Consider the following 17,884-nt stretch of genomic DNA (forward strand, 5'->3'; position numbering starts at 1 on the left):
CTGGCTCAACTAACGCTCCTGCTGGTGAGTGGGGCTGGGGAAGCTGCCCGTCTGGCCGGTACCGGCCTGACGACCCTGCTGAATGCCCCTACGAAGGTTGGTCAGCCGGCCGCGTACGTCATCGGGCGCACGCGAGACCTGCGGACCGCTTTGGTGCTGTTGCTGCTGAGCCGTGCCCGCGACGAGGTTCGCGCGGGGCACCCGGCGCGGCAGGCCGGAGACGGTGACGCCACCCGCGGTGGGCTGGCGTACCCGCTCGGCCTGGCGGCCGAGTTCGTCGTTGGGAGTGGCGCGCCAGGACGACGTGACGGCGGGAGCCGGTGCCGACGCCGGGCGCTGTGGGGCCGCGGGAGCCTGGGAGGGCTGCTGCGGTGGGGTGTCCATGGAGGACGTGGAAGACGCCGGCTCGCTCCGGGCGCCGTTGCCCTGAGCCTGGTTGAACCAGTTGGTCTCCAGAGTGTCGTACAGCGGTGTACGTCCGTCGCCCGGACCCGTCGCCGGCGGCAGGCCCTCGGGCTCGTGCCGGGGCTGCGGGGGAAGCGAGGGACGACGACGCGGCTGCGGACGCTGGGGGCGCTGGCTGCCGTTGGTCCCGCCCGCTCCGGGGCGCTCGGACTGGCCGGTGTCGCCACCGCCCTGGCCCTCGCCGCGGCCCGGCACCGGGAACTCGCCCGTGCTGGACGCGTCCTGGCGCTCGCTCCGGCCGGGAGCGGGGAACTGACCGGTGTCCTGGCGGCCGTCGCGGCTGTCCCGGCCGTCACGGTCCGCGGAGGAACCGTTGTAGCCGGATGCCGGGAACCGCCCGTTCGGAGACGGGTTCTGCCTGGCGGAAGGATTCGGCGGACCGAACACGTCCGGGCGCACGAACTGCCCGGAGCCCTGCTGGGCTCCCGAGCCGGGACGCGGCATGTCGAAGTCGGACGGTCCGCCGGGACGCGGGGCGTCGACGTCCGGCCGGGCGAACTCGCCCGTGGCGCCGGCACCCTGGCGGTCGTCGATCCGCGGGATCTCAGCGGTCGAGCCCGGACCCTGGCGGCCGTCGACGCGCGGCATGTGCGAGGTGGCGTCCGACTCCTCGTGGCCGCGCGGGGCGTCCAGGGAGTCGCGCGGCACCGGCGGCTGCGCGTTGTCGTCGCTCCAGGTGGGCACGCGCGGCTGCGGGTTGCCCCCGGGCAGCTCGGCACGCGGACCACCGGGCGGCGGCAGCTGCGGCTGGCGGGGGCCACGGCCCTGCTCGGAGTTGTTCTCGGGGCGCCGAGGCGGCGGTACGGCACCACGGGGGCCGCCGAAGTCCTGACGGCCGCTGTCGTTGAAACCGTCGAAGCCCTGCGGCGCACCCGTGCCCGCGGCCTGCAGGCCCTGCGGCGCACCCGGCGCGGCACCTGCCGGAGTCGGCCTGCCCTGCGGGGGCTGCGGCGGCTGCGGCGGCTGAGGTCCGCGTGCTCCGCCCGGCCCACTCGGACGACCGCCCGAGTCGCTCCCGGTCAGCGCGGGCCGCGGAGCCGAGCCGGCACCGACCTGACCGCGCTGCGGCCCGGAGTTCAGGCGTCCGGGGCCACCGGGGGCCGCGCCGCCACCGGCACCCGCGCCGAGCGCGGGACCACTGCCGGCACCGCCACGACGGGCCGCCGCGACACCGGCCGCGGCCTGCGCGGCGGCAGGACCGCCGACACCCGCGCCCTGGCCCGGCTTGCCCGGTACCTTCTTGCCGCCCTGGGCGACATCGACGGGCAGCATGACCAGCGCGGTCGTACCACCGGAGTCCGACGGACGCAGCTGGATGCGGATGCCGTGCCGCTGCGAAAGCCGGCCGACCACGAACAGACCCATGCGGCGCGAGACCGAGACGTCCACGGTGGGCGGCGATGCGAGCCGCTCGTTGATCGCCGCGAGGTCCTCGGGGGAGAGGCCGATACCGGTGTCGTGGATCTCGATCAGTACGCGGCCGTCGGGCAGCGCGTGACCGGTGACCTTGACCTTGGTCTGCGGCGAGGAGAACGAGGTGGCGTTCTCCAGCAGCTCGGCGAGCAGGTGCACGAGGTCGTTGACGACCCGGCCCGCGACCTCGGTGGCCGGGACCGAGGACAGCTCGATGCGCTCGTACTGCTCCACCTCGGAGGCGGCGGCGCGGAGCACGTCGACCAGCGGGACCGGGCGGGTCCAGCGGCGGCCGGGCTCTTCACCGGCGAGAACGAGGAGGTTCTCGCCGTTACGGCGCATGCGGGTCGCGAGGTGGTCGAGCTTGAACAGCGAGGACAGCTGGTCCGGGTCGGCCTCGCGGGACTCCAGCTCGGAGATCAGCGACAGCTGACGCTGGATGAGGCCCTGGGAGCGGCGCGAGAGGTTGGTGAACATCGCGTTGACGTTGCCCCGCAGCAGGGCCTGCTCGGCGGCCAGTCGTACGGCCTCGCGGTGCACGTCGTCGAAGGCCGCGGCCACCTGGCCGATCTCGTCCTTGGAGTGCACACCGACCGACTGGACGGAGGTGTCGACGTCCTGCGGGTCCGACTCGGACAGCTGCTTGACCAGCTCGGGCAACCGGTCCTGGGCGACCTTGGTCGCGGTGTCCTGGAGGCGGCGCAGCGAGCGGATCATGGACCGGGCGACCACGAAGGCGCCGACCAGCGAGACACCGAGGACGAGCAGGATCAGCGCACCGGAGATGATCGCTTCCCGCTCGGACTCATTGCGCAGCTCACGCGCCTTCTGCTCCATCTGGTTGAGCAGCGTGAGCTCGATCTTGGCCATTTCCTGGATCTTGGCGGAGTCGGAGTCGATCCAGTCCAGGTACGAGCGCTTCTCGCGGTCCTCCAGCGCGTTCTCACGGGCGAGCACGCGCCGTGCGTAGTTGTCGGCGGCCTCGATGGTCGGGCTGCCGTCGTCGATCGGCTTCGTCAGGGCCGGCGCGTTGCCGTCGTAGATGCTGGCGAAGCTGGTGAGTTCGGACTCCTGGCTGTCCAGCGCCGAGGCCGCGTACTGACGGTCGTTCTCCGAGAGATTGCCGAACGTCTTGTCGTTCGCGGGCAGGGCCGCGGCGATGACGGCGCGCTGGATCGACGCGTACTCCTTGGCGGAGGAGAAGGCCGCCAGGGCGCGGGTGCGCTGGATCATCTCCGGGTTGCTGGTCGCCTGCGCCATGTCCTGCGAGAGGCCGAGCAGCTGGTCGATGAGCCGGTGGTACGCCTCGACCGTCTGGGCGGAGTTCTCGGGATCCGCGTAGGCGTCGTTGCGGATGGGCTTGAGCTTGGCCAGCTCGGAGGCGATGGAGACGACGTTGTCGCGGACGCCGTCGAGGTTCTCGTCGTTGCTCGCGTCGTCGATCTCGCGCGAGCCCTCCATGAAGGCGGTTCGCGCGCGGTCCGTCTTGTCGCGTACGCCCTTGATGGTGGCGTCGTTCGGGTTCGCGCCGTGCGCCAGCGGTCCGGCCGACTTGTCGCGCTCCTCCTGGAGCGCCGCGGCGAGCTCGGTCGCCTGCTCGGTCATGTCGGTCAGCAGCTTCATGTTGTCGAGCTGCTGGATGTCGTCCATGGAGTCGCTGATGCGCAGCGCGCCGAGCGAGGTCGCGGCGACCACGGGCAGCGCGAGCAGCGAGACCAGACGGGTCGAGATGCGCCAGTTCCGCAGGGCTATTCGTGAGCCGGGGCCGCTGGGGCCCTTCGGCTTGGCTGCCGGGGGCGCGGGCGTTCCGGACGGGGCTCCCCCCGATGTGCCTGCCGCGCCGAGGCGCGAGGCGCGCTGACCGCTGTCGCCGGTCAGTGCCGGTCCCGGGTTCTGGGCGTGCTGGGGCGAGGAGCCGCGGTCGGTCCCGCCCTGCGGCCCCGGCTCCGCCGAAGCGCTGCCATCCCTCTTGAAACGTCCCTGCACTAGCGTCGCAACCTCTGGACCAGGCGCCCCTCCGCGTGACGGCGGGACGGTGTCGGCGTCGTACCCGGCGCAATGCGCCTTTTGTCGGTCGTCGTGACCGGCGCTGTCTCCCCCATTCCCGCCGCCATGCGGCGCTGCTTCGCGCCCCCTGTGCGCCGGTTCGATCCGGCGACGGTTCGTGGAATTCCAGCACAGTGCCGGATCTCCAACAAGGGCCATGGCCATGCTGTGACCAACGTGACCCCTCGTGAGGGGCGGGTTACGAGACGTAGAAAGTGATCCTGTACGTAACGGGCATATCATGCCGCTTCGCTCGTGCGCGAGACGTGTCCCAGTCGCCATGATCAGGAGCGGAATGATGTCTTCAGTGGCGGAATGCCCGTTTCGTCGGGGTCGGCTGTCGGCCTGAATTGACCGTTTTGACGGGTGGTTCGTGAGGAAACTCACACGGTGATCATGGGGTCTTCACAACTTTCCCGGGGAATCGGATGTTTAGCCTAAGGCTTTACAGGCACAGCAAATCCGACAACACGCGCTCGCGCGAAGGCCGTTGGCCGTGCGCGGCGCCCGTACCGACGGGGTCAGACACCGCACATGAAGACGACGATGATGTTCCGCAACATAGCCAATCCGCGACGCACCACGCTGGCGCACCTCGAGGACGCCGACGAGCTGCGGACGCCGGAGCAGCGGGAACACCAGGAGCACACCGTCGAGCTCCCCGCCCAGACCGCCAACCCCCGGCGCACGGTCCTGGAGGACATCCCGGTCGCGGCCACCACTGCGCAGTAGGACTCCGAATCGAGGACGAGCCCTCACCGATCCACCCGATCCACCGGACGCAATTGCGCGAGGTCGCGTCCCCTTGCCGCGTTAGCCTGGAGCGTCATACTCCGGCCGGCTCAGTAGAGGGGCGCAAGATCCCGTGCGCATCGCCAGGTTCTCCATCGACGGCAACGTCGCGTTCGGCGCGGTCGAGGGCGAGAGCCCTCCTGGATCGACCGACGGGCTCGTCCTCGACATCATCAAGGGCATCCCATTCGCCGACTTCGACCTCTCCGGTACGAAGGTCCCGCTGAGCAAGGTCCGGCTGCTGCCGCCGGTGCTCCCGAACAAGGTCGTGGCCTTCGGCCGCAACTACGCGGAGCACGCGAAGGAACTCGGCAACGAGGTGCCCGACGCCCCGTTCGCCTTCTTCAAGCCGTCCACCTCGGTGATCGGCCCCGGCGACGAGATCGCGTACCCCTCCTTCTCGCAGGAACTGCACCACGAGGCCGAGCTGGCCGTGGTCATCGGCCGTATGTGCCGCGAGGTCCCGCGCGAGCGCGTCAAGGACGTCATCCTCGGCTACACCTGCGCCAACGACGTCACCGCGCGCGACGTCCAGAAGCGCGAGAAGCAGTGGGCGAGGGCCAAGGGCTTCGACTCCTCGTGCCCGCTCGGCCCCTGGGTGGAGACGGACGTCGATCCGTCCGACCTGACCATCCAGTGCACGGTCAACGGCGGGCAGCGCCAACTGGGGCGTACGAGCGACATGATCCACTCCATCGAGGATCTGATCGTGAACATCACGGAGGCCATGACGCTGCTCCCCGGCGACGTGATCCTCACGGGCACCCCGGAAGGGGTCGGCCCACTCAACGTCGGCGACGAGGTCGCCGTCACCATCGAAGGCATCGGCACTCTCACCAACAAGGTGATCAAGCGTGGCTAACGCGAACGTCCGCGTACGTTTCTGTCCCTCGCCGACCGGCAACCCCCATGTGGGCCTGGTCCGCACCGCCCTGTTCAACTGGGCGTTCGCCCGCCACCACGGCGGCACCCTGGTCTTCCGCATCGAGGACACCGACGCGGCCCGCGACTCCGAGGAGTCGTACGAGCAGCTGCTGGACTCGATGCGCTGGCTCGGCTTCGACTGGGACGAAGGCCCGGAGATCGGCGGCCCGCACGCGCCGTACCGCCAGTCGCAGCGCATGGACATCTACCAGGACGTCGCGCGCAAGCTCCTGGACGGCGGCCACGCGTACTACTGCTACTGCTCGACGTCCGAACTGGACGCCCGCCGCGAGGCCGCCCGCGCGGCCGGCAAGCCCTCCGGCTACGACGGTCACTGCCGCGCGCTCACCGACGAGCAGCTCGCGGTGTACAGGACCGAGGACCGCGAGCCCATCGTCCGCTTCCGCATGCCCGACGAGCCGATCACCTTCACGGACCTGGTCCGCGGCGAGCTGACGTTCACGCCGGAGAACGTGCCGGACTACGGGATCGTACGAGCCAACGGGGCACCCCTGTACACGCTCGTGAACCCCGTCGACGACGCCCTCATGGAGATCACCCACGTCCTGCGCGGCGAGGACCTGCTGTCGTCGACCCCGCGCCAGATCGCCCTCTACAAGGCACTGACCGAGCTGGGCATCGCCAAGTCCGTGCCCGCCTTCGGGCACCTGCCGTACGTCATGGGCGAGGGCAACAAGAAGCTCTCCAAGCGCGACCCGCAGTCGTCGCTGAACCTCTACAGGGAGCGTGGCTTCCTCCCGGAGGGCCTGCTCAACTACCTCTCCCTGCTCGGCTGGTCGCTCTCCGCGGACCAGGATGTCTTCTCGATCGACGAGATGGTCGCGGCCTTCGACATCAAGGACGTCGTCCCGAACCCGGCCCGCTTCGACCTGAAGAAGTGCGAGGCGATCAACGCCGACCACATCCGGCGGCTGGACGTGAAGGCGTTCGTCGAGGCCTGCGGCCCGTGGCTGAAGGCCCCGCACGCGTCCTGGGCGCCCGAGGACTTCGACCAGGCCAAGTGGGAGGCGATCGCCCCGCACGCCCAGACCCGCCTCACGGTCCTGTCCGACATCACGCAGAACGTCGACTTCCTGTTCCTGAAGGAGCCCGTCGAGGACGAGGCCTCCTGGAACAAGGCGATGAAGGAGGGCTCGGACGCGCTCCTGCGCACGGCCCGCGCGAAGTTGGAATCCGCGGACTGGACGAGTCCGGAGGCGCTGAAGGCCGCCGTCCTCGCGGCGGGCGAGGAGCACGGCCTCAAGCTCGGCAAGGCCCAGGCCCCCGTCCGCGTCGCCGTCACCGGCCGCACGGTCGGCCTCCCCCTCTTCGAGTCCCTGGAAGTCCTGGGCAAGGAGAAGACGCTGTCCCGCATCGACGCGGCCCTGGCGAAGCTGACCGCGTAGCACACACGGAGGGGCGGCACCCGGCGTGGGTGCCGCCCCTCCGTGCGTGGCTGCGATCAGACGTCGTACTCGTCGATCAGGGCGGGTCAGCGACCCGACCCCGCTTTCGGCCCTGCTCCGCAGAAAGCGAGGGACGCCGTCCCCAGCCCCGGGTTACCGTCGGACCATGAGCATCAGCGCCGTGGTCTGGGACATCGACACTGCATTCATCGGGGGATAACCCCCGAACCCCCAGCCGGGAGCGGTGTCGGCGGTACTGTCGTGTCATGACGATCAGCGCCGTGGTCTGGGACATCGACGACACGATCTTCGACTACACCACGGCCGACCGGGCCGGAATGCGCGGGCATCTCGCGGCCGAGGGCCTGCTCGACGGGTACGCGTCCGTGGAGCAGGCCCTCGGGCGCTGGCGGGAGGTCACCGACCGGCAGTGGGCCAGGTTCGCGGCGGGGGAGGCCTCCTTCGAGGGGCAGCGGCGTGACCGGGTGCGGGTCTTCCTGGGGGAGGAGCTGACCGACGCCGAGGCCGACGCCTGGTTCCTGCGGTACATGGACCACTACGAGGCCGCCTGGGAGCTCTTCCCGGACGTGCTGCCCGCCCTCGACACCCTCGCCGCCAGCCACCGGCACGCTGTGCTGTCGAACTCCAGCCTCCACGTCCAGGACCGCAAGCTCCGCATCCTCGGCGTACGCGACCGCTTCGAGTCCGTCCTGTGCGCCGCCGAACTCGGCGTCTCCAAGCCGGACGCCCAGGCCTTCCATGCGGCCTGCGAGGCCCTGGAGCTGTCCCCGCACCAGGTCGCGTACGTCGGCGACCACCCGGAGATCGACGGACAGGGCGCGGCCGACGCGGGGCTCTTCTCGGTCTGGATCGACCGCGTGGGCGTGAACGCCGTCACTGACGCCGCCGACACGCGCGGGAACGACGTACTTGATCAGCCCGCCGGCCTGCGCCGAATCGCCTCGCTGGCCGAACTTCCGGGGATCCTCCGGGCCGATACCCGTTTTGGAGCGCCGTCCACCTTCGGGTAATGTTCTTCCTGCGCCACCGGAGCGGGCCGACAGGCCGGGAGCCGGAGGCGCAAGCTAAAACAAGATCCCCACCGGGGGTTGCGTTTCCATGGCCTATGGTGTAATTGGCAGCACGACTGATTCTGGTTCAGTTAGTCTAGGTTCGAGTCCTGGTAGGCCAGCTCGCAGAGCTCATCTGCAAAGCCCCCGTTGTGTAGCGGCCTAGCACGCTGCCCTCTCAAGGCAGTAGCGCCGGTTCGAATCCGGTCGGGGGTACGGATCCTTCCCAGGGAGACAGTCCGGGTCGTACCCACTGGTTCTCACGGTGACAAACATCCGGCTATCGCCGGGTGAGGATCGCTAGGGCCCCCGTTGTGTAGCGGCCTAGCACGCCGCCCTCTCAAGGCGGTAGCGCCGGTTCGAATCCGGTCGGGGGTACAAACTGGTCTAAACCATCATTGGTCTATGGTGTAATTGGCAGCACGACTGATTCTGGTTCAGTTAGTCTAGGTTCGAGTCCTGGTAGACCAGCTCGGATCTGCGGCGGTGTAAATTAAGCGCTTGCAAGATCCTCGCCCCCGTTGTGTAGCGGCCTAGCACGCCGCCCTCTCAAGGCGGTAGCGCCGGTTCGAATCCGGTCGGGGGTACGTGACGAAGAAGCCCTCCCCAGCTGGGGAGGGCTTCTTCGTGTTGAGTTGAACGGCAGGACAACCTCAACTCCAGCCGGTCGCTGCGGCGTTGAAGCGACCGGTCGGATCGACTCGGGGTATCAGCCGGTGCGGCGCAGCGCCTCCGAGAGGCGGGCTGCCGCGTCGATGACCGCCTGGGCGTGCATCCGGCCCGGGTGGCGGGTGAGGCGCTCGATCGGCCCGGAGACCGAGACGGCGGCCACCACCCGGTTCGAGGGCCCGCGCACCGGCGCCGAGACGGACGCGACGCCCGGCTCACGCTCGCCGATCGACTGGGCCCAGCCCCTGCGCCGTACGCCCGACAGCGCCGTCGCCGTGAAGCGGGCGCCCTGGAGGCCGCGGTGCAGGCGCTCCGGCTCCTCCCAGGCCATCAGGATCTGGGCCGAGGAGCCCGCCTTCATGGTGAGCGTCGAGCCGACCGGGACCGTGTCCCTGAGGCCCGACAGGCGCTCCGCCGCGGCGACGCAGATACGCATGTCGCCCTGGCGGCGGTAGAGCTGCGCGCTCTCGCCCGTGATGTCACGGAGGTGGGTGAGCACCGGGCCCGCCGTCGCCAGCAGGCGGTCCTCGCCGGCCGCCGCGGCCAGCTCGGCCAGGCGCGGACCGAGAATGAAACGGCCCTGCATGTCCCGCGCCACCATCCGGTGGTGCTCAAGTGCCACGGCGAGACGATGTGCCGTGGGTCGTGCCAGTCCGGTCGCCGCGACCAGGCCCGCGAGGGTGGCCGGACCGGACTCCAGGGCGCTCAGGACAAGGGCTGCCTTGTCCAGAACGCCGACGCCGCTACTGTTGTCCATGCAACGATACTCGCGTCTCACTCTGTGAAACGCAAGTTCAATTTTCCGTGGAACGCGCCACCCTGTACGTACAACGGCCCGTAGACCAGCGGGCCCGGCGGCAGACGTCCGGTGCGGGGGTGACGGACGCGGCCATCCCGAAGTCTCTAGTTGGGCCGGCGCCACACAGGCCGGCCGGAGGGAAAGCGATGGGTAGGACACTCGCGGAGAAGGTCTGGGACGACCATGTCGTCCGGCGCGCTGAGGGCGAGCCCGACCTTCTCTTCATCGATCTGCACCTGCTGCACGAGGTGACCAGCCCGCAGGCCTTCGACGGCCTTCGCCAGGCGGGGCGCCCCGTGCGCCGCCTCGACCTCACCATCGCGACCGAGGATCACAACACCCCGACCCTCGACATCGACAAGCCCATCGCCGACCCGGTTTCGCGCGCCCAGCTGGAGACGCTGCGCAAGAACTGCGCCGACTTCGGTGTACGCCTGCACCCGCTCGGCGACGTCGAGCAGGGCGTCGTCCACGTCGTCGGACCGCAGCTGGGTCTGACGCAGCCCGGCATGACCGTGGTCTGCGGCGACTCACACACCTCCACGCACGGCGCCTTCGGCGCGCTGGCGTTCGGCATCGGCACCTCCCAGGTCGAGCATGTGCTGGCCACCCAGACGCTGCCGCTGGCCCGCCCGAAGACCATGGCCATCACGGTCGACGGTGAACTGCCCGAGGACGTCACGGCCAAGGACCTGATCCTGGCGATCATCGCCAAGATCGGTACGGGTGGCGGCCAGGGCTACATCCTGGAGTACCGCGGCTCCGCCATCGAGAAGCTCTCGATGGAGGCCCGGATGACCATCTGCAACATGTCGATCGAGGCCGGTGCCCGCGCGGGCATGATCGCCCCCGACGAGACCACCTTCGAATACATCAAGGGCCGCGCCCACGCCCCCGAGGGCGAGGACTGGGACGCCGCCGTCGCGTACTGGAAGACCCTGAAGTCGGACGAGGACGCGGAATTCGACGCCGAGGTCGTCATCGACGGCGCCTCCCTCGCGCCGTTCGTCACCTGGGGCACCAACCCCGGTCAGGGCTCGCCGCTTTCGGCGTCCGTCCCCGATCCTGCTTCGTACGAGGACGCTTCGGAGCGGTATGCCGCCGAAAAGGCCCTGGAATACATGGGGTTGACCGCCGGGCAGCCGCTGCGCGACATCAAGGTCGACACCGTCTTCGTAGGCTCCTGCACCAACGGCCGTATCGAGGACCTGCGTGCGGCCGCCGCGATCGTCGAGGGCCACAAAGTCGCCGACGGCGTACGGATGCTGGTCGTCCCCGGCTCCGCGCGCGTGGGACTGCAGGCCGTCGAGGAGGGCCTGGACCTCGTCTTCAAGGAGGCCGGCGCCGAATGGCGGCACGCGGGCTGCTCGATGTGTCTGGGCATGAACCCCGACCAGCTGGCCCCCGGTGAGCGCTCCGCGTCCACCTCCAACCGCAACTTCGAAGGCAGGCAGGGCAAGGGCGGCCGTACGCACCTGGTCTCGCCGCAGGTCGCCGCCGCCACCGCCGTGCTCGGCCATCTGGCGTCCCCCGCCGACCTGAACGACCAGTCTGCCGCCCGTACGCCCGCTGGAGTCTGAGAACCATGGCCATGGAAGCATTCACCACGCACACGGGACGGGCCGTCCCGCTGCGCCGCAGCAACGTCGACACCGACCAGATCATCCCCGCCCACTGGCTCAAGAAGGTCACCAGGGACGGCTTCGAGGACGGGCTGTTCGAGGCCTGGCGCAAGGACGCGTCGTTCATCCTCAACCAGCCCGAGCGGCAGGGCGCCACCGTCCTCGTCGCGGGTCCCGACTTCGGTACGGGCTCCTCGCGCGAGCACGCCGTGTGGGCGCTGCAGAACTACGGCTTCAAGGCGGTCATCTCGTCGCGTTTCGCGGACATCTTCCGCGGCAACTCGCTGAAGAACGGTCTGCTCACGGTCGTTCTGGAGCAGAAGATCGTGGACGCGCTGTGGGAACTCACGGAGAAAGACCCACAGGCTGAGGTAACTGTTGACCTTGAGGCGCGTGAGGTGCGTGCGGAGGGCATCACCGCCTCCTTCGAACTGGACGAGAACGCACGCTGGCGGCTGCTGAACGGGCTCGACGACATCAGCATCACGCTGCAGAACGAGCCGGACATCGCCGCGTACGAGTCCAAGCGGCCCGCCTACAAGCCGCGGACCCTCCAAGCCTGAACGGCCCGCAGACCGCAAGGCTGATTCCAGCCACCTCAACAGGCCTCAGTACCCCCAATCGTGGACGGTTGGGGGTACTGCTGTGTCTGCCTTCGGACGAGGTCAGAGGGGTTTCGTGATTGGCTTCAACTCCCCTTGTTTCAAGGGGGTTTGTTGGGGTAATCGAGCCTTGGCACAGGCTTGTGCGGAGGTGTGCGGGAAGCGCCTGCGAGGCAGCAGTTACCCCCTGCGCAGGCGACAACTCGCCCCAGATGGCACAATCTGTGCATGGAACACGACGGCCAACTCGAGCTCTATACGGCAGTCGCGTCCCAACTCAAGGAAGCGCACGCAAGGGTGCGCGCACTGCAAGTCCCGGAGGGCGTACGGATGGCGCTGACCCGGAAGCTGCTGGTCATTACGGCCGTGGCCAAGCACGATCTCGCCGATGCGACTAGGCGTCTGGAGCGGTTCACCGCGGACCTCGACGAGGGGCGATTCCCCGAAGAGGGCCTCTGAGGAACTCCGCGACAGTCCGAGTTCGTTGCGGCACTAGGGTGATTAGCCCGTTTCGTGTTTGATTTGCGGTATATATCTGCCTAACGTGCGAAAAGGCTTGAACACTTTCGTTCTGGCAATGTCTCCGAAGGGGAAGACGTGAACAAGGCGCAGCTCGTAGAAGCGATTGCGGACAAGGTTGGCGGGCGTCAGCAGGCCGCCGACGCGGTCGATGCCGTACTGGACGCCGTGGTCCGTGCGGTTGTCGCAGGGGAACGGGTCTCTGTCACCGGTTTCGGTTCCTTCGAGAAGGTTGATCGTCCGGCCCGTTACGCCCGTAACCCCCAGACCGGGGAGCGTGTTCGGGTCAAGAAGACCTCCGTGCCGCGGTTCCGCGCGGGCCAGGGTTTCAAGGACCTGGTGAGCGGCTCGAAGAAGCTCCCGAAGCACGATGTCGCGGTCAAGAAGGCGCCCAAGGGCAGCCTGACCGGCGGCGCCGCCGCCACGGTCAAGAAGGCCGCGGCCAAGAGGGCCACGGCCAAGAAGGCGGCGACGCCCGCCAAGAAGACCGCGGCCAAGAAGACCACCGCCAAGAAGACGGCGGCGAAGCAGGCCCCGGCCAAGAAGACGACCGCCAAGAAGACCTCGGCGGCCGGCAAGAAGACCGCGGCCAAGAAGACCACCGCCCAGAAGGGGGCCGCCAAGAAGGCGCCCGCGAAGAAGTCGACAGGGCGCAAGACCACCGCCAAGAAGACCACCGCCCGCCGGTAGAGAGGGCGCTGGGACACTCACGCGCCGGGCCGGGCTCCTCAGCGGAGAGAGCCCGGCCCGCGGCGTGTCCGGAACTACTGGGCCACAGGCCTTCAGACGGTCCGCTCAGAGGGTCTGCAGCGTCACCAGGGTGATACGGCGCGCTTCGCCCTCGCCCTCCGTCTCGATCCGCACCCGCTGCCCAGGGCGCAGCAGCCTGAGCCCGCCCGCGTCGAACGCCGGGCCGTCGAAGGGCACCGGAGTGCCGTCGTCGAGCAGCACCTGCCCGCTATGGGTCTCGGGGTCGTACGTGTACGCGGTCGCCTGCATGAGGGCCAGCGTAGGCGCTCCGCTTGGAGCTGGGTGCGTGAGGTGCAGGTCGGTGGACACGGTGCGGGTCCGCGTGGGCTGGTCGCGCAGTTCCCCGCGCCCCTGATGGGGCGCTCATGCGGCCGCAGGTTGTCACAGTCCCGCGCCCTCTGACGGGGCGCTCATGCGGCCCTCAGGCGTTCTACCGCCGCTGCCGTGTGTGAACCCACACCGAGTGCGAGTGCCGCTCGTAGGTCGTCGCCGGTGTCCACGTCCTGGCGTACGGAATCCACCGCGGGCAGGACGAGTTCCGCGGCTCCCGAGGCGCGGTGGCGGGCGCGGGAATCCGGGCCGAACGCCGGGAGCAATTCACGGTCCGCTGCCGCGGTCAGCAGAGTCGTGCCCGTTCCGGCGGCATCCGGGAGAAAAGCGCGGGGGAATTCGGCGGCCGCGTCGAGGACGCGGGCCAATTCCAGGGAGCGCAGTGCGGGGAGATCGGCATTCAGGGCCGCCAAAGGACTTTCGGGGCTTCTGGTGCGTACGAACGACGCCGCGTGTGTCAGGGCGGTGTTCAGGCCGCCCGCCGGCTCGTCCGGGACGATCCGGGCGCCCAGCGCGGCCAACTCGCGGCCGGCCAGCACGTCGTCCGTGACGACTGCCACATCGCGCACCGCGGCGCAGGCGAGAGCGGCCGCCACGGTGTCCTGCGCGAAGGCGAGGGCGAGCCCGGGCCGCAGTCCGTCGGCGGCGGTGTCCGAGAGCCTGCTCTTCGCCCGCGCCAGGGCTTTCAGGGGTATGACCAAGGTCCACTGCACCGGTGTTCCGTCCCTCTCTCGTCGCGCCCATTGTGACCCGAGCACCGGGGCTGGTCAGTGGCCGGGGCGTACGGTGTTCTCGACAGACCGGCGGCCTGGGGCGACACTTGTGCGGCCCCCCAGGCCCTAGAGGAAGGTGTCCGCGTGCCCCGCCGCAGAATCGGCTTCTGGTACCGCTTCGCAGCGGTCCTCTGCAAACCGCCGCTGGTGGTTCTGGTCAAGCGGGACTGGCGTGGAATGGAGAACATTCCGGCCGAGGGCGGATTTATTACCGCGGTGAACCACAATTCTCACGTTGATCCTTTCGCGTACGCGCACTATCAGTACAACACCGGACGCGTTCCGCGATTCCTGGCAAAGGCCGCTCTTTTCAGGAAAGGATTCGTCGGGGCCGCGATGCGCGGCACGGGACAGATTCCCGTGTACCGCGAGAGCACCGACGCGCTGAGCGCCTTCCGGGCGGCTATCGACGCCGTGGAGCGCGGGGAGTGCGTCGCCTTCTATCCCGAGGGCACCATTACGCGCGATCCCGGTCAGTGGCCGATGACCGGCAAGACCGGTGCCGCACGCGTCGCGCTGCAGACCAAGTGCCCGGTGATTCCGGTCGCTCAGTGGGGTGCCAACCTGCTGCTGCCGCCGTACGCCAAGAAACCCAACATCCTTCCCCGCAAGACACATCACGTGCTCGCGGGCCCGCCGGTGGACCTGTCGCGCTTCTATGACAAGGAGATGACCCCGGACGTCCTCAAGGAGGCGACCGAGGTCATCATGGCTGCGATCACCGTTCAGCTGGAGGTGATCCGCGGCGAGAAGGCGCCCGAGACGCCGTACGACCCCAAGCAGGTGCGCATCGAGCAGCGGCGCAGGGCGCGGGCACACGAAAAGGCAGAACAGGAAGAGGGGCACGGCAAGTGACGACATCCGGCAAGCCCGTCAAGGCGGCCGTCTTCGGGACCGGATCGTGGGGCACGGCCTTCGGCATGGTGCTCGCCGACGCCGGATGCGACGTGACGCTGTGGGGGCGGCGGGCCGAACTCGCCGAAGCGGTCAACTCCACGCGTACGAACCCCGACTACCTGCCGGGCATCGAACTCCCCGAGAATCTGCGCGCCACCACGGACGCCGCACAGGCGGCGCGCAACGCCGACTTCACGGTGCTCGCCGTCCCTTCGCAGACGCTGCGCGGAAACCTCGCCGAATGGACTCCGCTGCTCGCTCCCGGCACCGTCCTCGTCTCCCTCATGAAGGGCATCGAACTCGGCTCCGCGATGCGGATGAGCGAGGTCGTCGGGGACGTCGCCAAGGTCGGCGCGGAGCGCATAGCGGTGGTCACCGGACCCAACCTCGCACGGGAGATCGCCGCCCGCATGCCGGCCGCCGCCGTGGTCGCGTGCAGCGACGAGGCGGTGGCCCAGCGCCTCCAGGCCGCCTGCCACACGCCGTACTTCCGGCCGTACACCAACACCGACGTGGTCGGCTGCGAACTCGGCGGCGCCGTCAAGAACGTGATCGGGCTCGCAGTGGGCATCGCGGACGGCATGGGGCTCGGCGACAACGCCAAGGGCTCGCTCATCACACGCGGGTTGGCGGAGACGACCCGGCTCGGGCTCGCCATGGGCGCCGACCCGCTGACGTTCTCCGGGCTCGCGGGCCTGGGCGACCTTGTGGCGACCTGTTCCTCGCCGCTCTCCCGCAACCACACCTTCGGCACCAACCTCGGCAAGGGCATGACCCTTCAGGAGACCATCGCGGTCACCAAGCAGACCGCCGAGGGCGTCAAGTCCTGTGAGTCCGTGCTGGATCTGGCCCGCCGCCACGGCGTCGACATGCCCATCACGGAGACGGTCGTCGGAATCGTCCATGAGGGCAAGCCGCCGGTCGTCGCCCTGAAGGAACTGATGGCGCGCAGCGCGAAGCCGGAACGGCGCTGAGAACGGCGCTGACCCTCAACGCTGCGCGACCGCTCGTACGACGCTGAGCAACGGCTCGTACGACACCGGACAACGGCCGCCGTGGGGCGCTGACTCACCGCCGTACCAACGGGTACTCTCAACGCGATATGAGCACCGAGAACCTCCCCCAGAGCCCTGGGCAGACGCCTCGTAAACCGCGTGTAGCCGTCGTGTTCGGCGGCCGCAGTTCCGAACACGGGATCTCCATCGTTACCGCCGGCGCCGTCCTGCGCGCCATCGACCGGACGCAGTACGACGTCCTGCCGATCGGCATCACTCAGGACGGCCGCTGGGCGCTCACGGCGGACGAGCCGGAACGGATGGCCATCGTCGACCGGCGCCAGCCGAGCGTGGAGCAGCTCGCCGAGTCCGGCGAGGGCGGGGTGATCCTCCCCGTCGACCCGTCCAACCGCGAAGTCGTCTACAGCGAGCCCGGTTCGGTCCCCAAGGCGCTCGGTGAGGTGGACGTAGTCTTCCCGGTGCTGCACGGCCCGTACGGCGAGGACGGCACCCTCCAGGGTCTCCTGGAGCTGTCCGGTGTCCCGTACGTCGGCTCGGGCGTGCTCGCCTCGGCCGTCGGCCAGGACAAGGAGTACATGAAGCGGGTGTTCACCTCCTTCGGGCTGCCCGTCGGCCCGTACATGGTGATCCGTCCGCGTGAGTGGGAGCTCGACGAGACGGGTGCCCGGCGGCGCATCGTCGACTTCGCGGGCGAGCACGGCTGGCCGCTTTTCGTGAAGCCCGCGCGCGCGGGTTCGTCGATCGGCATCACCAAGGTCGACGACCTGGGCGGCCTCGACGAGGCGATCGCGGCGGCCCAGCACCACGACCCGAAGATCATCGTGGAGGCGCTGCTGCGCGGCCGCGAGATCGAGTGCGGGGTCCTGGAGTTCGAGGACGGACCGTGTGCCTCGGTGCCGGCCGAGATCCCGCCGGCGCAGTCCCACGACTTCTACGACTTCGAGGCGAAGTACATCGACGCCGCCCCCGGGATCGTGCCCGCACCGCTCACCGACGAGCAGACCGCCGAGGTGCAGCGGCTGGCCGTCGCGGCCTTCGACGCGGCGTCGTGCGAGGGTCTCGTACGAGCGGACTTCTTCCTCACCGAGGACGGCGAGTTCGTGATCAACGAGATCAACACGATGCCGGGCTTCACACCGATCTCCATGTACCCGCGCATGTGGCAGGAGAGCGGCGTCAGCTACCCGGAACTGGTGGACCGCTTGGTGCAGGCGGCGCTGCGGCGTTCCACGGGGCTCCGCTGACCCTTCGCGGGCGCGTCCCTTCGTAGAGTGCGGCTAGTCGGCGATCCCTTCGGGGATCGCCTTCTTGATGGCCGCGGCCAGGTCGATGAGGACGACGGACGTGTCCTGCCCTTTGCGTACGGTCACCTCGACGTACGCGACGCGCGATGCGCTGGTGAAGCGGTACGCCCCGTCGTTCCCCTCCTCCATCAGCCAGTCGACGCCGTTCACACCGCCGGCGACCGCGTCGGGGTCACGGCCCTCGGCGACCTTCGGGTCGGTCATCTTCGGCGGCCGTTCGACGCCGCAGCGCAGTATGATCGCCGGGCTTCCCCAGCCCGCGGTCAGCGTGGACCGGGGCTCGGGATCCTCCCGGTCGAGGCCGTCCACCTTCGGCGGCAGCCGTTCGTCCAGGTTCTGGCACAGCTTGGTGACCTTCGCGTCCGGGCTGGGAACCACGGCCGAGGCGCTGTCGTCTGCTGAGGAGCAGCCTGTGGCGGAGATCAGCAGGATGAGGGCGGGAAGACCGAACAGCCGGGGACGCAAGAAGCTCACCGGCAAAGGGTAG

16 protein-coding genes and 5 tRNA genes are annotated in these 17,884 nt (G+C 69.3%); 16 read left to right on the top strand and 5 right to left on the bottom strand.

Going from position 1 to position 17,884, the window contains the following annotated elements; genetic code table 11:
- Positions 1-9: 9 nt before the first annotated feature.
- Entirely contained in the window at positions 10-3,864 is a 3,855-nt protein-coding gene (locus G5C60_RS13475; RefSeq protein ID WP_165258534.1) for a nitrate- and nitrite sensing domain-containing protein, read from the bottom strand.
- 594 nt (positions 3,865-4,458) lie between these two features.
- Here G5C60_RS13475 and G5C60_RS13480 point away from each other — a divergent pair.
- From G5C60_RS13480 to G5C60_RS13520, 9 genes are all read left to right on the top strand, one after another.
- On the top strand, positions 4,459-4,656 hold the full coding sequence (locus tag G5C60_RS13480; protein WP_165258536.1) for a hypothetical protein: 198 nt from the start codon (positions 4,459-4,461) through the stop codon (positions 4,654-4,656).
- A 133-nt stretch (positions 4,657-4,789) separates the two neighbouring features.
- Entirely contained in the window at positions 4,790-5,578 is a 789-nt protein-coding gene (locus G5C60_RS13485; RefSeq protein ID WP_165258538.1) for a fumarylacetoacetate hydrolase family protein, read from the top strand.
- A complete protein-coding gene (gltX, locus tag G5C60_RS13490) occupies positions 5,571-7,046 on the top strand; it encodes a glutamate--tRNA ligase (RefSeq protein ID WP_165258540.1) in 1,476 nt (491 codons plus the stop codon). The genes G5C60_RS13485 and gltX overlap by 8 nt, the downstream gene beginning before the upstream one ends.
- Positions 7,047-7,312: 266 nt before the next feature.
- Positions 7,313-8,077: an HAD family hydrolase gene (locus tag G5C60_RS13495; RefSeq protein WP_165258542.1), complete on the top strand. Its 765-nt coding sequence runs from the start codon at positions 7,313-7,315 to the stop codon at positions 8,075-8,077.
- An 89-nt stretch (positions 8,078-8,166) separates the two neighbouring features.
- A tRNA-Gln gene (locus tag G5C60_RS13500) sits at positions 8,167-8,238 on the top strand.
- A 21-nt stretch (positions 8,239-8,259) separates the two neighbouring features.
- Positions 8,260-8,332: transfer RNA gene (locus tag G5C60_RS13505), tRNA-Glu, on the top strand.
- An 89-nt stretch (positions 8,333-8,421) separates the two neighbouring features.
- Positions 8,422-8,494 (top strand) — tRNA-Glu (locus tag G5C60_RS13510).
- 21 nt (positions 8,495-8,515) lie between these two features.
- Positions 8,516-8,587 (top strand) — tRNA-Gln (locus tag G5C60_RS13515).
- Between the two features lie 43 nt (positions 8,588-8,630).
- Positions 8,631-8,703, top strand: a tRNA-Glu gene (locus G5C60_RS13520).
- Positions 8,704-8,825: 122 nt separating this feature from the next.
- On the opposite strand, the gene ndgR is transcribed toward G5C60_RS13520, so the two are convergent.
- A complete protein-coding gene (gene ndgR / locus G5C60_RS13525) occupies positions 8,826-9,542 on the bottom strand; it encodes an IclR family transcriptional regulator NdgR (RefSeq protein ID WP_007384919.1) in 717 nt (238 codons plus the stop codon).
- A 188-nt stretch (positions 9,543-9,730) separates the two neighbouring features.
- On the opposite strand from ndgR, the gene leuC reads away from it, so the two are divergent.
- The 4 genes from leuC to G5C60_RS13545 all read left to right on the top strand — a co-directional run bounded on the left by leuC (position 9,731) and on the right by G5C60_RS13545 (position 13,017).
- On the top strand, positions 9,731-11,164 hold the full coding sequence (gene leuC, locus G5C60_RS13530) for a 3-isopropylmalate dehydratase large subunit (protein ID WP_165258544.1): 1,434 nt from the start codon (positions 9,731-9,733) through the stop codon (positions 11,162-11,164).
- A gap of 11 nt (positions 11,165-11,175) precedes the next feature.
- The gene (gene leuD / locus G5C60_RS13535; RefSeq protein WP_165258604.1) at positions 11,176-11,769 is read left to right on the top strand and encodes a 3-isopropylmalate dehydratase small subunit; all 594 of its coding nucleotides are present in this window, start codon (positions 11,176-11,178) and stop codon (positions 11,767-11,769) included.
- Between the two features lie 267 nt (positions 11,770-12,036).
- Entirely contained in the window at positions 12,037-12,267 is a 231-nt protein-coding gene (locus G5C60_RS13540) for an SCO5555 family protein (RefSeq protein WP_165258546.1), read from the top strand.
- 138 nt (positions 12,268-12,405) lie between these two features.
- Positions 12,406-13,017: an HU family DNA-binding protein gene (locus tag G5C60_RS13545; protein ID WP_165258548.1), complete on the top strand. Its 612-nt coding sequence runs from the start codon at positions 12,406-12,408 to the stop codon at positions 13,015-13,017.
- Positions 13,018-13,122: 105 nt separating this feature from the next.
- Here the strand turns inward: G5C60_RS13545 and G5C60_RS13550 are convergent, their stop codons facing one another.
- The gene (locus G5C60_RS13550; protein WP_165258550.1) at positions 13,123-13,326 is read right to left on the bottom strand and encodes a hypothetical protein; all 204 of its coding nucleotides are present in this window, start codon (positions 13,324-13,326) and stop codon (positions 13,123-13,125) included.
- 161 nt (positions 13,327-13,487) lie between these two features.
- On the bottom strand, positions 13,488-14,120 hold the full coding sequence (cofC, locus tag G5C60_RS13555) for a 2-phospho-L-lactate guanylyltransferase (RefSeq protein ID WP_165258552.1): 633 nt from the start codon (positions 14,118-14,120) through the stop codon (positions 13,488-13,490).
- A gap of 144 nt (positions 14,121-14,264) precedes the next feature.
- Here cofC and G5C60_RS13560 point away from each other — a divergent pair, with 144 nt between their 5' ends.
- The 3 genes from G5C60_RS13560 to G5C60_RS13570 all read left to right on the top strand — a co-directional run bounded on the left by G5C60_RS13560 (position 14,265) and on the right by G5C60_RS13570 (position 17,337).
- Complete coding sequence (locus tag G5C60_RS13560) at positions 14,265-15,035, top strand: 1-acyl-sn-glycerol-3-phosphate acyltransferase (RefSeq protein ID WP_165258554.1); 771 nt, start codon at positions 14,265-14,267, stop codon at positions 15,033-15,035.
- On the top strand, positions 15,032-16,051 hold the full coding sequence (locus G5C60_RS13565) for an NAD(P)H-dependent glycerol-3-phosphate dehydrogenase (protein WP_165258556.1): 1,020 nt from the start codon (positions 15,032-15,034) through the stop codon (positions 16,049-16,051). The genes G5C60_RS13560 and G5C60_RS13565 overlap by 4 nt, the downstream gene beginning before the upstream one ends.
- Before the next feature lie 128 nt (positions 16,052-16,179).
- The gene (locus G5C60_RS13570; protein WP_165258558.1) at positions 16,180-17,337 is read left to right on the top strand and encodes a D-alanine--D-alanine ligase family protein; all 1,158 of its coding nucleotides are present in this window, start codon (positions 16,180-16,182) and stop codon (positions 17,335-17,337) included.
- 33 nt (positions 17,338-17,370) lie between these two features.
- Here the strand turns inward: G5C60_RS13570 and G5C60_RS13575 are convergent, their stop codons facing one another.
- Positions 17,371-17,871 carry a DUF3515 family protein gene (locus G5C60_RS13575; RefSeq protein ID WP_165258560.1) on the bottom strand — a complete coding sequence of 167 codons (501 nt, stop codon included), beginning with the start codon at positions 17,869-17,871 and terminating at the stop codon, positions 17,371-17,373.
- Between the last annotated feature and the right edge of the window lie 13 nt (positions 17,872-17,884).

This window comes from Streptomyces scabichelini (assembly GCF_011045015.1).
Taxonomy (GTDB): Bacteria; Actinomycetota; Actinomycetes; order Streptomycetales; family Streptomycetaceae; genus Streptomyces; species Streptomyces scabichelini.